General features: G+C 64.4%; 15 protein-coding genes. 9 read left to right on the plus strand and 6 right to left on the minus strand.

Going from position 1 to position 13112, the window contains the following annotated elements; translation table 11 throughout:
* Positions 1-58 precede the first annotated feature (58 nt).
* A complete protein-coding gene (locus tag AC3WLM_RS05345; RefSeq protein ID WP_492476806.1) occupies positions 59-1390 on the plus strand; it encodes an NAD(P)/FAD-dependent oxidoreductase in 1332 nt (443 codons plus the stop codon).
* The gene (locus AC3WLM_RS05350) at positions 1390-2148 is read left to right on the plus strand and encodes a DUF1365 domain-containing protein (protein ID WP_039331874.1); all 759 of its coding nucleotides are present in this window, start codon (positions 1390-1392) and stop codon (positions 2146-2148) included. The genes AC3WLM_RS05345 and AC3WLM_RS05350 overlap by 1 nt, the downstream gene beginning before the upstream one ends.
* 13 nt (positions 2149-2161) lie before the next feature.
* On the opposite strand, the gene AC3WLM_RS05355 is transcribed toward AC3WLM_RS05350, so the two are convergent.
* The 3 genes from AC3WLM_RS05355 to AC3WLM_RS05365 form a co-directional block, all read right to left on the minus strand.
* Positions 2162-3160, minus strand: coding sequence for an inorganic phosphate transporter (locus tag AC3WLM_RS05355; RefSeq protein ID WP_492476807.1), 999 nt, complete (start codon positions 3158-3160; stop codon positions 2162-2164).
* Between the two features lie 24 nt (positions 3161-3184).
* Positions 3185-3832 (minus strand): DUF47 domain-containing protein, encoded by a 648-nt coding sequence (locus tag AC3WLM_RS05360; protein WP_039331869.1) that lies wholly within the window; start codon positions 3830-3832, stop codon positions 3185-3187.
* Positions 3833-3948: 116 nt separating this feature from the next.
* Complete coding sequence (locus AC3WLM_RS05365; RefSeq protein ID WP_492476808.1) at positions 3949-4923, minus strand: magnesium and cobalt transport protein CorA; 975 nt, start codon at positions 4921-4923, stop codon at positions 3949-3951.
* Between the two features lie 88 nt (positions 4924-5011).
* On the opposite strand from AC3WLM_RS05365, the gene AC3WLM_RS05370 reads away from it, so the two are divergent.
* From AC3WLM_RS05370 to AC3WLM_RS05400, 7 genes are all read left to right on the plus strand, one after another.
* On the plus strand, positions 5012-6535 hold the full coding sequence (locus AC3WLM_RS05370) for a flavin-containing monooxygenase (protein WP_039331867.1): 1524 nt from the start codon (positions 5012-5014) through the stop codon (positions 6533-6535).
* 40 nt (positions 6536-6575) lie between these two features.
* Positions 6576-7337, plus strand: a complete 762-nt coding sequence (locus AC3WLM_RS05375) for a competence/damage-inducible protein A (protein ID WP_492476809.1) — start codon at positions 6576-6578, stop codon at positions 7335-7337.
* Positions 7338-7341: 4 nt separating this feature from the next.
* Complete coding sequence (locus tag AC3WLM_RS05380) at positions 7342-8046, plus strand: peptidylprolyl isomerase (RefSeq protein WP_492476810.1); 705 nt, start codon at positions 7342-7344, stop codon at positions 8044-8046.
* A gap of 4 nt (positions 8047-8050) precedes the next feature.
* Positions 8051-8575, plus strand: coding sequence for a hypothetical protein (locus AC3WLM_RS05385; protein WP_492476811.1), 525 nt, complete (start codon positions 8051-8053; stop codon positions 8573-8575).
* Positions 8576-8648: 73 nt separating this feature from the next.
* The gene (locus AC3WLM_RS05390) at positions 8649-10139 is read left to right on the plus strand and encodes a sensor histidine kinase (RefSeq protein ID WP_039331859.1); all 1491 of its coding nucleotides are present in this window, start codon (positions 8649-8651) and stop codon (positions 10137-10139) included.
* Positions 10132-10578, plus strand: a complete 447-nt coding sequence (locus AC3WLM_RS05395) for a response regulator (RefSeq protein ID WP_039331857.1) — start codon at positions 10132-10134, stop codon at positions 10576-10578. Before AC3WLM_RS05390 ends, AC3WLM_RS05395 begins: the two co-directional genes overlap by 8 nt.
* A complete protein-coding gene (locus AC3WLM_RS05400; RefSeq protein WP_492476812.1) occupies positions 10575-11615 on the plus strand; it encodes a sensor histidine kinase in 1041 nt (346 codons plus the stop codon). The genes AC3WLM_RS05395 and AC3WLM_RS05400 overlap by 4 nt, the downstream gene beginning before the upstream one ends.
* On the opposite strand, the gene AC3WLM_RS05405 is transcribed toward AC3WLM_RS05400, so the two are convergent.
* The 3 genes from AC3WLM_RS05405 to rplK form a co-directional block, all read right to left on the minus strand.
* Positions 11590-11778, minus strand: a complete 189-nt coding sequence (locus AC3WLM_RS05405) for a hypothetical protein (protein WP_039331855.1) — start codon at positions 11776-11778, stop codon at positions 11590-11592. The two genes, AC3WLM_RS05400 and AC3WLM_RS05405, sit on opposite strands and share 26 nt — an antisense overlap.
* Positions 11779-11897: 119 nt before the next feature.
* Complete coding sequence (gene rplA / locus AC3WLM_RS05410) at positions 11898-12599, minus strand: 50S ribosomal protein L1 (protein WP_492476813.1); 702 nt, start codon at positions 12597-12599, stop codon at positions 11898-11900.
* Between the two features lie 4 nt (positions 12600-12603).
* Positions 12604-13035 carry a 50S ribosomal protein L11 gene (rplK, locus tag AC3WLM_RS05415; RefSeq protein WP_039331852.1) on the minus strand — a complete coding sequence of 144 codons (432 nt, stop codon included), beginning with the start codon at positions 13033-13035 and terminating at the stop codon, positions 12604-12606.
* Between the last annotated feature and the right edge of the window lie 77 nt (positions 13036-13112).

Here is a 13112-nt window from a genome sequence, read left to right on the forward strand (position 1 = left end):
GGAAACGGACGGGTAAGGTCGCGGCGGTTCGTATCGCGGTGCCTATGGGGGTCATGGTGTGATAACAGAGGGTAGTGCGCCGGGGGGCGCGCTCGATATTGCCGTGGTGGGGAGCGGGATCTCCGGCCTTTCGGCTGCGTGGCTGCTATCGCGGCGGCACCGCGTGACGCTGTTCGAGGCAGCGGACCGGCTGGGCGGGCACAGCAACACGGTCGAGGCCGATGGCGTGCCGGTGGACACCGGGTTCATCGTCTACAACGAACGGACCTATCCCAACCTGACCGCGCTGTTCGCGCATCTTGGCGTGCCGACGCGCGAGACGGTGATGAGCTTTGCCGTGACGCTGGACCAGGGTCGGCTGGAATATTCGGGCGACTTGCGGGGGCTGTTCGCGCAGCGGCGGAACCTCGTGTCTCCGCGCTTCTGGTCGATGCTGCGCGATCTGGTGCGGTTCTACAAGGCGGCGCCGCGCGATCTGCCGGAGATGGGCGAGCTGGGGCTTGGCGCCTATCTTGACGGGCTGGGCTGTGGGCCGGCGTTCCGCGACGATCATCTCTATCCGATGGCAGCGGCGATCTGGTCCACCCCGGTGCACGATATCCCGCATCATCCCGCGGCGGCCTTCGTGCGCTTCTTCGAGAACCACGGGCTGTTGCAGTTCCGCGAGCGCCCCCGCTGGCGCACGGTGAATGGTGGAAGCCGCGAATACGTGAAGCGGATCAGCGCGCCGTTCATCGAGGGGGTGCGGCTGTCCTCGCCGGTGCGGCAGGTGCGGCGCCTGCCCAATGGCGTCGAGGTTGACACCGGGCGCGGTTGGGAGCGGTTCGATCACGTGGTGATGGCATCGCACGCGGATCAGTCGCTGGCGATGCTGGGCGATGCCGATGCCGAGGAGCGCCGTCTGCTTGGCGCCTTTCCCTATCGCCATAACGAGGCCGTGCTCCATTCCGATCCGCGCCTGATGCCGCGGCGGCGCAAGGTGTGGTCAGCGTGGAACTATGCGGCGCAGCGGGGCGCGGAACAGCACCAGCTTTCAGTGACATACTGGATGAACCGCCTGCAGCATCTGCCGACCGACAAGGACCTGTTCGTCACGCTCAATCCGCTCGTCGAGCCGGACCCGGCACTGGTAATCCGGCGCGAGGCCTATGATCACCCCGTGTTCGACGTGGCCGCCGGCCTTGCGCAGAAGGATTTGTGGTCCTTGCAGGGGCGACGGCGGACCTGGTTCTGCGGAGCATGGTTCGGGGCAGGTTTCCACGAGGACGGGCTGCAATCGGGGCTGGCCGTGGCCGAGCAGCTGGGCGGGGTGCGCCGACCGTGGAACGTGGCTGAGGAATCCGGGCGCATCCATGTGACGCACCAGGCGCGCGTGCCGGAAATGGCGTGATGGACGACGGCGCACTGTACCTTGGGCATGTGCTGCACCGGCGGTTGCGGCCCTGCATCCACGTATTGCGCTATCGCGTGCTGCACATGGCGCTCGACATCGACCGGATCGACGACCTCGCCGTGCGGCTCAGACTGTTTTCGCGCGGGACGTTCAACCTGTTTTCCTTCCACGACCGCGATATCGGCGACGGCAGGGCGCTGCGTCCGCATGCGGATCGTTTGCTGCGCGAGGCCGGAATCGAACCGGACGGCGGCCGCATCGTGCTGCTGACGATGCCGCGCATTCTGGGATATGCGTTCAATCCGTTGAGCACCTGGTTCTGCCATGGTGCCGACGGGGCGTTGCGGGCAGTGATCTACGAAGTTTCGAACACCTTCGGCGAACGGCACAATTATGTGATCGCAGTGCGGCCCGGGGCAACGATCCTGCACCAGAGCGCGGCCAAGCGCTTCCACGTCTCCCCCTTCCTGCCGATGGATCTGGAATATGCCTTCCGCGTCGCTCCGCCGGGCGATCGTCTGACGATCGGTATCACCGTGGCCGACAGCAAAGGCCCGATCCTGGCGGCAGTCCACTCTGCGCGACGTGCAGAACTGACCGATGCGGCACTCCTGCGAGCAGCGCTGGGCTACCCTCTGGCAACTCTCAAGGTCACTTCAGGTATTCATTGGGAGGCGCTCAAGCTGTGGCTCAAGCGCGTGCCCCTGTTCCGCAAGCCTCCGCCGCCCGCGACAGCGATGACGGTGGGGCGATAGCGCCCCGAGCAGATCAGAACAGGCGCGTGAGCAGGTAGAAGGCGGCGCTGACGGTGGCGCTGGCCGGGATCGTGATGAACCAGGCCATGACCACGCGCTGCGCGACGCCCCAGCGCACTGCGCTGGCACGGCGGGCAGCGCCGGTGCCGATGACGCTGCCGGTGATCGCATGGGTCGTCGAGACCGGAATGCCGAGCGCGCTCGCCCCGAACACGACGATCGACCCTGCCGAAGAGGCGCAGAAACCGGTGTGATGATTGAGACGGGTGATCTTGGTGCCCATCGTCTTGATGATCTTCCAGCCGCCCGACATCGTGCCGAGCGAGATGGCAGCGTAGCACGACAGCACGACCCATTCGGGAATGTGGAATTCACCCTTCAGGTAGCCGGTCGAGTAGAGCAGCACGGTAATGATGCCCATGGTCTTCTGCGCATCGTTGCCGCCATGGCTGATCGAATAGGCCGCCGAGGACAGCAGGTGCAGGCCCTTGAACACGCCTTCGGCGCGGCGCGGCTGGAAACCCTTGAACAGCCAGCTGGTGATGAGCACGAAGAACATGGCCAGCGCCATGCCGATCATCGGCGACATGAAGATGGCGACGAACGTTTCGATCGTCTTCTTGGATTCGATCGCGCCGAACCCGCCGTGGATCACGCCCGCGCCCAGCAGCCCGCCGATCAGGGCATGGCTGGACGAGGAGGGAATGCCCTTGATCCAGGTGACGATGTTCCAGAACATCGCCCCGACCAGTGCGCCGAACACGACGGCAGGGGTTACGATATCCTTGTCGATGATGCCCTTGCCGATGGTATCGGCAACATGGAGACCGACCAGCCAGTAAGCCCCGAAGTTCCCGGCGGCAGCAAAGATCACCGCCGCCACGGGCGAGAGCAGGCGCGTCGAGACGACGGTGGCGATGGAATTGGCCGCATCGTGCAGGCCGTTGAGAAAGTCGAAGGCCAGCGCCAGCGCAATCAGGCCGACCAGCAGCGGAAAGGCGAGCTCGTGCATCGGATCAGCTCCTGTCCCGCGCCGTCAGGCGTGGTCGATGACCAGCGCGTCGATCTCGTTCGCGACGTCCTCGAAGGCGTCGGCGATCTTTTCGAGGTGCTTGAATATCTCGCGCGAGACGATGAACGCGATGTGATCGCCATCGGCGCGATGGCGTTCGAAGTTGGCCTTGAGGCCCGCCTGGTGAATCAGGTCGACCTCGCCCTCAAGCTTGACGATGCGTTCGGTCAACGCGTGAAGACGCCCGCCGTTGCGCTCGATATCGCGGAGCAGCGGCATGGCTTCGGCAATGAGGCCGACGGCTTCGACGATCTTGTCGGCCATGGCCTGCATCTCGGCCTCGAAGCCGACGACTTCATAAAGCTCGATGGCGGAAGCTGCGGCCTGCATCTCGTCGATGGTGTCATCCATCGCGCCGATCAGCGAAGTGATTGCCCCGCGATCAAACGGCGTCAGGAAGGTGCGGCGCACAGTGAACAGCACTTCGCGGATGACGTCGTCGGCAGCGTGTTCGCGATCGCGGATCCGGCCGACCCACTGCGCCGCATCGCCTTGGGCGCGCGTCAACCTGGCGAGCGCATCAGCCGCATCGACACAGGCGGCCGCATGGCGTTCGAACATGCCGAAGAAATCGCCCGACTTGGGCAGGAGACGCTGGAACCAGCCGAACATCGATAAGCTTCCCGAATTGCCGCACGCACCAGGGGAAACGACTCGTCTCCTCCTGTGCGCGCACTAGGGCAGTCATAGTGCGGTAACAATCCGAAAGCGCGCGATTGTCCACACGATCAGAGCCAGCCGATCCGCCTGAAGCGCAACCACAGGCCCCCGCAGACGGTGATGATGCCCCCCCAAACCGCAAAGTAGCCATAATGCCACTTCAGCTCGGGCAGGTATTCGAAGTTCATGCCATAGATGCCGGCAATGGCGGTGGGCACGGCGAGGATGGCGGCCCAGGCAGCCAGCTGACGGGTCATCTCTCCCTGCCGGTGCTGTTCAAGCAGGCTGGCGGTTTCGACAATCGCCGCGAGCGTTTCCTTGAGCCCGCGCATCCGCGCCATCGCCCGGCGGACATGATCCAGCACGTCGCGGAACCAGATCCGCGCAGTGGGATCGATGCAGGGAAGATCAGCCACGACCAGGCGTTCGCAAACCTCCTCCATCGGACCGATCACCCTTTCGAAACGACGCAGCTGGCGGCGCAGACGAAAGATGCGGCGGATGACGGACTGCTCCGGAAACACGTCGATGGCCGCCTCTTCCATTTCCTGCGCGATCTCCTCGAGGCGTTCGAGCAGCGGCAGGTAGCCATCGACGATGAAATCGAGCACGGCATGGAGAATGTAATCCGGTCCTTCAGAAAGCCTGTCGCCTTGTGCCTCGATCTCGGCCCGCAGGGACAGGTGGGGCCGCGTGCTGCCGAAGCGCACGGTGATGAGGAAATGGGGGCCGACGAAGAATGCTGTCTGGCCATAGCCGATCTCCTCGCCCTCCCTCAGCTCGGCGGTGCGGGCGACGACGAACAGCGTCCGGCCATAGACCTCGACCTTGGGCAGTTGGCGGGGATTGAGGGCGTCCTCGACCGCGAGCGGATGCAGGCCATACTGGCGGCGCACGAGATCCATCTCAGCCACGTCAGGCTCGCACAGGCCGATCCAGTCAAAGGTGTGGGGCGCAAGGTCGGGTACGCACTCGCCGGTCAGTGCAAGGGCTTCATCGTGAGCGGTGCCATTGCTGTAGCGGCGGGCGGCGATAACGGTCATGCCGACATGAGTGGCAAAGTCGGGCGCCACTGGCAATCGCGCGCAAGTGTGCTAACATTGCTGTAAATAGAAGCGATGGAGAGAGACAGTGGGTGCAGAGCAGTCCACCTTTACGGCCAGCAAGGCGGATACTGACGTGCTGATCGTCGGGGCCGGAATCTCCGGTATCGGCATGGCAGCACACATGAAAATGCTCTGCCCCGACCGCTCGTTCGCCATAGTCGAGCGCCGGTCACAGATCGGAGGCACCTGGGACCTGTTCCGCTATCCCGGCGTGCGTTCCGATTCGGACATGCACACGCTGGGCTTCGTGTTCGAACCCTGGAAGCACGAGAAGTCGATTGCCGACGGGCCTTCCATCCTCGACTACCTCAACCGGATTGCCGACGAACGCGACATCCGCCGCCATATCCGCTTCGACAGCAAGGTGGTCAGCGCCGATTTTGACAGTGCCGCCGGTTATTGGGTGGTGACCCTTGAAGGCAAGGATGGGCAGCGCAGCCGGGTGACGGCGGGCTGGCTCTATCTGGGATCGGGCTATTACGATTACGACAAGCCTTACGAGGCCCATTTCGACGGGCGCGAGGACTTCAAGGGTGAGATCGTCCACCCGCAGTTCTGGCCGGAGAACCTCGATTACACGGGCAAGCAGGTTGTAGTCATCGGATCGGGCGCGACCGCAGTGACGATCGTGCCGTCGATGGCCGACAAGGCCGCACACGTCACGATGCTGCAGCGCACGCCGACGTGGTACGTCACCCGGCCGGCCAAGGACGCGATCGCCAACTTCCTGCGCAAGTTCCTGCCGGAAGAAACCGCGTACCGGATCACCCGCTTCAAGAACGTCAAGCTGCAGAACCTGTTTTTCAAGCGGGCACGCACCCGGCCGGACAAGGTCGCCGCGTTCCTGACCAAGCGGCTGAAGTCCCTTCTGGGCGACAAATACGACGAAAAAGCCTTCACGCCGCCGTACAATCCGTGGGAGCAGCGACTGTGCCTGGTGCCCGACGCCGACCTGTTCGAGGCCATCAAGGCGGGCAAGGCCAGCGTCGTGACCGACCGGATCGAGCGCTTCGATGCGACCGGCATCCAGCTGCAATCCGGCAAGCATCTCGATGCCGACGTGATCGTGACAGCCACCGGCCTGAAGATGGTAATGGCCGGCAAGATCGCGATCAGCGTGGACGGCCTGCCGGTCGATTTCGCCGACCGCTATTACTACAAGGGCGCGATGTTCTCGAACGTGCCGAACCTGGCGGCGGTCTTTGGCTATCTCAACGCCTCGTGGACGCTGCGGGCCGACATCAACGCGCGCTACATCTGTGACGTGCTCAACGCGATGAAATCGCGCGGGATGGAAGTGGCCGTTCCGAAACTGGCGCCCAACCACCATCTGGACGAGGACAACATCTACGACTTCTCCTCGGGCTATATCGAACGGGCCCGCCATCTCCTGCCCAAGTCGGCAAGCGACATGCGCTGGCGACTGAACCAGGACTACGTGCGGGACGTGACGTGGATGCGCGATGACCCGATCGAGGATGGCGTGCTGCAGTTCAGCCATCCCCGCCCCGCAACCGCGCACAAGGCGCACATGGCGGCAGCGGAATAAGCGCTTTTGCGGGACGTCCCATTGCGATACCACACCCGCGATGACTGACGAATCCCGCATCTGGACCGCCGCGCTGATTGTCGTGGGTGACGAAATCCTGTCCGGCCGCACCCAGGACAAGAACATCGCGCAGGTGGCGACTTGGCTTGGCGTCCAGGGCATACGCCTGCGCGAGGTGCGTGTCGTGCCAGACGACATGGTGGCCATCATCGAAGCGGTCAATGCCCTGCGCGCCCGCAACGACTACCTCTTCACCACCGGCGGCATCGGCCCGACGCACGACGACATCACGGTTGATGCAGTAGCGGCGGCGCTGGGCGTGGACGTGGTGCTTCACCCCAAGGCCCGGGCGATTCTGGAAAGCTACTACGCCACGCGCGGCGGCCTGAATGATGCGCGCCTGCGCATGGCGCGCGTGCCGGCCGGCGCGGACCTGATCGAGAACCGCGTTTCCGGCGCCCCCGGCATCCGCATCGGCAACGTTTTCCTGATGGCGGGAGTACCGGGCATAACCGCACAGATGCTCGATGGCCTGACCGGTCAACTCGAAGGTGGGTTGCCCTTGCTCTCGACAACGGTCGGCTGCTGGGTGGCAGAAAGCGAGATCGCCGACCTTCTGCGCGAGACGGAAAAGGCGTTCGATGGTGTGCAGATCGGCAGTTACCCGTTCTTCCGGGAAGGCAAGACCGGGGCGAATTTCGTGATCCGCTCGGTCAGCGAGACGACGCTCAAGGCCTGCGCCCATGCGCTGGAAGAGGGGCTGGCCGCAATCGGCCGCTTCCCCGTTGCGGGGGGAATCTGAAGCCGTGCTGACCCGTCGCCTTGCCGTGCTGGCACCGATCGCCTTTGCCCTCGTTGCCGCCGCGCCGATAAAGAAGCGCGCGCCCGCGCCGCGCGCAGCAGCGCCAGCCTATCCCGCGCCGTCGACTGCTCCCCTGCCCGACACGGTCCGCGTGGCGCTGGAGACCGAGGCCGGGCGAATTGTCGTCGAGGTCGACGTCAAGCATGCGCCCGCAACGGCGACGAACTTCGTCCGATATGCCGAGACGAAGCGCCTTGATGGCACGGTCTTCTACCGCGCGATGCATCTCAACTGGGGCGAGCAGCCGAACGGTCTCATCCAGGCCGGAACGCACGGCGACCCCAGGCGCAACCTACCGCCTGTCGCGCATGAGCCGACAAACGTGACCGGCATCCTGCACAAGGCCGGCACGCTTTCGATGGCGCGCTATGCACCGGGCACGGCAACCGGCGACTTTTCGATCATGGTATCGGACCAGCCGGGCCTCGATGCCCAGCCGGACTCGACTGATCCCGAGGCCAAGGCAGGATATGCCGCATTCGGCCAGGTTGTCGAAGGCATGGACGTGGTCAAGGCCATCTTCGCTGCACCGATCTCGGAGACCGAGGGCGAAGGGATCATGCGGGGGCAGATCCTGGCAAAGCCGGTGAAGATTCTCTCGGCCCGGCGCGTGGCCGTTGCTGCGCCCAATGCTCCGCCCGCACCTTGATGGGATGCTGCTGGCACTTTTGCTGCCAGCGCTGGCGGGATGCTCCACGGCCCTGACCGATTTCGAGCGCACGCTTGCCGCCGATGACAGCGCGACGGCGGCGTTGGGCCAGTGGTGTGAAAGGCGGGGGCTTGCCCATCCCCCGGTGATCCGGGCCATCTCTGATCCCGCCGCCGCACCGGTCTCCCTCGCAGTCCGCCAAAGCCTCGAGATTTCCTCCGACGAGCCGGTGGCATACCGCCATGTGCGATTGGTCTGCGGGAACCGCACGCTCTCGGTAGCGCACAACTGGTATGTCCCGTCACGCCTGACGCCCGAGATGAACCGCGCGCTGGCCACGACCGACACGCCCTTCGGGAAAGTCGTTGCGCCGCTCCGCTTCCAGCGGGAGCGTCTGGCACAGCGGCGCGGGGCGATGGAGCAGTGCCCGCAGGGGACAGTCCTTTCGCACCGGGCCCGGCTGCGCACGGCTGAGGGCCAAGTGATCAGCCTGGTCGCCGAGTGCTATACAACCGAAAACATCCGGTAACATTTCTTTACACAGAGCGGGAACGCAATGGCGGCTTGAGGATTTCCTGCGTCGACGGGAGTGCTACCTTACGATGCCGACGACGCCGACTTACGCTTTCTCGCGCGATGCGGGGAACAACCGGCTTATCCTGCTGCTGCTCGCGATCGGCTTCGCAGCCGTCGTCGCGGCGGTTGCCGCCGTGGTGATCGTGCAGCGGCAGGCCGAGCGCGATGCCTATTGGGTAGAGCACACGCTTGACGTGGAAGCGTCGCTAAATCGCTTTGTCCGCCACGCCGAGCGGACCGAGACAGCGCGGCGCGGGATCATCATCGCGCCGACCGAAACAAACTTCATCACGATTGCCGAGAAGGCCATCGCCGATGCCAGCAACGAGCTGACCACCCTCGAAACGCTGGTGAAGGACAACAGCTCCCAAGTCCGGTCGGTGGCTGGCCTGCGCAAGGCCTTTGACGGATACGCCGAACAGGCACGCACCACCGAGGCGGAGGCCAAGCTCGGCATTCTCAAGGTGGATTCGCTTGACCGCGACAGCACCGTTGCGGCCATTCGCCACATTCGCACTTATGCCGACGAGATGCTGGTGCGCGAGGACAAGCTCCTGCGCGAACGGAACCTCGCGCAGGACAGCACGCGCACCCTGCTTTCGGCCATGTTGGCGCTTTGTGCCGCCCTGGTCATCGGCGTGGCGATAGCCGCCATACAGATCATCCGCCGCAACATCGCCGAAATCGACGGCAAGCGCCGCGAACTCCATTTGCTCAATCAGGAACTGGAAACGCTCGTCGACGAGCGCACGGCCGAATTGCAGCGCGCCAATGCCGAGATCCAGCGCTTCGCCTACATCGTCAGCCATGACCTGCGCTCGCCTCTGGTCAATGTCATGGGCTTTACCGCAGAGCTTGATGCAGCACGCAAGGTTATCGGCGAACACGTGCTGAAGGATGGCGAGGAAGTGCCGCAGCAGGTGCGTCTGGCGGTGGAGGAGGACCTGCCCGAATCCATCGGCTTCATCCGGTCGTCCACGCAGAAGATGGACCGCCTGATCAACGCGATCCTGCGCCTTTCGCGCGAGGGCCGCCGCACGCTCTCCCCGGCGCGCGTTGCCATTGCCGATGTGGTGCAATCCATTATCGAGTCCCTCCAGCACCGGATCGACGAGACCGAAACGCGCGTGGAACTGGGTGAACTGCCCGTAGTCGAGACCGACCGGCTGGCGATCGAACAGATCCTGTCGAACCTGATCGAGAATGCGCTGAAGTACCTGCAACCGGGCCGCCCCGGCGAGATTCGCATTGCGGGCAGCACATCCCACGGCCGCGCGATCATAACGGTGACGGACAACGGCCGTGGCATATCCGCCCGTGACCACGAACGCATCTTCGATCTCTTCCGCCGGTCGGGCATGCAGGACCAGCCGGGCGAAGGCATCGGCCTCGCCCACGTGCGCGCGCTGGCCTATCGCCTTGGAGGGCTCGTCGAAGTATCATCCGAGGAAGGACAGGGTTCGACCTTCACGGTCAGCCTGCCGCTCAAGTTTCAATCCGGAGTAGCCGATGCCTGATCAACTCGCCGTCAACATCGTCATGGTCGAGGATGACGAAGGCCATGCCCGTCTGATCGAGAAGAACATCCGGCGCGCCGGTATCTCGAACACCATCCATCATTTCACCGATGGCACCAGCGCGCTCGACTATCTGTGGAACGATCCGCACGGCCCGGCACACAACGGCCCGGCCCTTGTCCTGCTGGACCTCAACCTGCCGGACATGAGCGGGATCGACATCCTGTCCAAGATCAAGAGCGATCCGCATCTGCGGCGCACGCCGGTTGTGGTGCTCACCACGACCGACGACAAGGTGGAGATTCAGCGTTGCTACGACATGGGCTGCAACGTCTATATCACCAAGCCGGTCAACTACGAGAACTTCGCCGAGGCGATCCGCCAGCTCGGCCTGTTCCTCTCGGTCATCCAGGTGCCGGACGCCGAGGAGGCCCATTGAGCGCGGATCCCGTCCGCCTCCTTTATATCGACGACGATCCGGCGCTGCGCCGGCTGGTACAACGTCGCCTCGGCACGCTGGGCTTCGAGATCACGCTCGCGGCCGACGGGCACGAGGGCCTTGCCACGGCGCGGGACGAAGAGTTCGACGTTATCGCGGTGGATCATCACATGCCGGGCATGGATGGCTTGCAGACGCTGGAGCGACTGCTCGCCCTGCCCTCTTGCCCTCCGGTCGTCTACGTCACCGGGGCCGATGACGGCCGTCTAGCCGCCGCCGCGCTGCGTGCCGGTGCCGAAGACTATGTCGTCAAGACGATCGGCGAGGACTTCATCGAGCTGCTGCGCTCGGCCTTCTCGCAATCGCTCGAAAGGGTACGCCTGCGCCGCGCCAAGGAACAGGCCGAGCGCGACCTGATTGCCAGTAACGAGCGGCTCGCCGCGCTCCTGCGCGAGGTCAACCATCGCGTGGCCAACAACCTGCAGATGACGATGAGCTTCATCAACATGCAGGCTTCGGTCCTGCCCGAAGGCGAGGCGCGCAATGCGCTGCTGGCCTCGCAACAGCGCATTGGCGCCATCGCGCACGTCAACCGCCACCTCTATGCCACCGGCAATGTCGAGAGCGTGGCGCTGGACGAATATCTCGCCAATCTCGCCCGCGATCTGACCGAGACCTGGACGTCGCCGCATGCGCCGCGCAATGTCGTGGCCAGGACCGAGCCGATGGAATTGCAGACCGACAAGGCAGTCACCCTGGGCATCATAATCTGCGAGCTGGTGGCAAATGCCTGCAAGTACGCCTACGGCGCCGATTGCGCCGGCGAAGTGCGGATCATCCTGTCAACCGGCGCGGCCGGCCACGTTCGCCTGACCGTGGAAGATGATGGCGCAGGGTTTGGCGAGAACGCCGAAACCAAGGGCACCGGCCTTGGGCAGCGCCTGGTCAAGGCCATGGCGCGCGGGCTTGGCGCCTCGATCTGCGCCCAGAGTGCCAACCCTGGCTTTCGGGTCAGCCTCGAGTTCGATCCGGGCTGACCGTCCAGTCGCCAACCGCGCCTTCCATGGCGGCATCGGCATAGGCTTCGAGTTCACGCCAGTGGCGATCCCAGCCGGGCCCGCGCTTTTCGGGCGGAATGATCGCCTCCACCTGCAGGCGAGCGACGGTGACCGGGTTCTGGGCGATTTCGGGATCGGGCATTCGCCGCTCCTAGACGAGTGGCGCCGACAGAAAAAGGGCCGGAGAGGTATCCCTCCCCGGCCTTCTTTTTCTGGTGCATCAGCGCACGAGGTCCCCGCCTTCGCGGGGACGCAGCCTGATCAGCCGCCGTGAACCTGGGCAACGTCGATCTTCAGGCCCGGGCCCATCGACGAGGACAGGCCGACCTTGCGCAGGTACTTGCCCTTGGCGCCAGCAGGCTTCGCCTTGACGATCGCATCGACGAATGCGTCGAAGTTCGCGCGCAGCGCTTCGTCCGAGAACGAGAGCTTGCCGATGCCGCCGTGGATGATGCCGGCCTTTTCGACGCGGAATTCGATCTGACCGCTCTTGGCAGCCTTGACCGCATCAGCGACGTTCGGCGTGACGGTGCCGAGCTTCGGGTTCGGCATGAGGCCCTTGGGACCCAGCACCTTGCCGAGGCGGCCGACGATGCCCATCATGTCGGGCGTCGCGATCACGCGGCCATAGTCGAGGTTGCCGTTCTGCATGTCCTCGAGCAGGTCTTCGGCACCGACCTTGTCGGCACCGGCGGCCAGCGCGGCTTCAGCCTTGTCGCCACGAGCGAACACGGCAACCTTGACGTCCTTGCCGGTGCCCGAGGGCAGCGTGACCATGCCGCGGACCATCTGGTCGGCGTGGCGCGGATCGACGCCGAGGTTCAGCGAGACTTCAAGGCTCTCGTCGAACTTGGCGGACTTCAGGTCCTTGAGCAGCGCGATGGCTTCATCGACTGCATAAAGCATCTGGTTGTCGCCCAGCTTGGTGGCAAGGGCCTTCTGCTTCTTGGTCTGCTTGGCCATGGAATCAGCCCTCCACCACGGTGAGGCCCATCGCGCGAGCGGAGCCTTCGATGATCTTCGTTGCGGCGTCGATGTCGTTCGCGTTCAGGTCCTTCATCTTGGCCTGGGCGATTTCCGCCAGCTGCGAACGCTTGATCGAACCGGCCGAAGCCTTGCCCGGGGTCTTCGAACCCGACTTGATGCCAGCGGCCTTCTTGATGAAGAAGGTTGCGGGCGGGGTCTTGGTCACGAAGGTGAACGAGCGATCCGCATAGACCGTGATCACGGTCGGGAGCGGGGTGCCCTTTTCGACTTCCTGCGTGGCAGCGTTGAACTGCTTGCAGAATTCCATGATGTTGACGCCGCGCTGACCCAGCGCAGGACCGATCGGCGGAGCAGGCTTTGCTTCACCGGCTGCAACCTGCAGCTTGATATAGCCTTCAATCTTCTTGGCCACGATGGCCTCCTTTCTTCCTGTCGGCCCGCCCGATGGAGCGAAGCCTCAGAGTGAGCGGTCAGACGCTCCGAAACCGG

This window comes from Novosphingobium sp. FW305-C-30-35, from assembly GCF_058783135.1.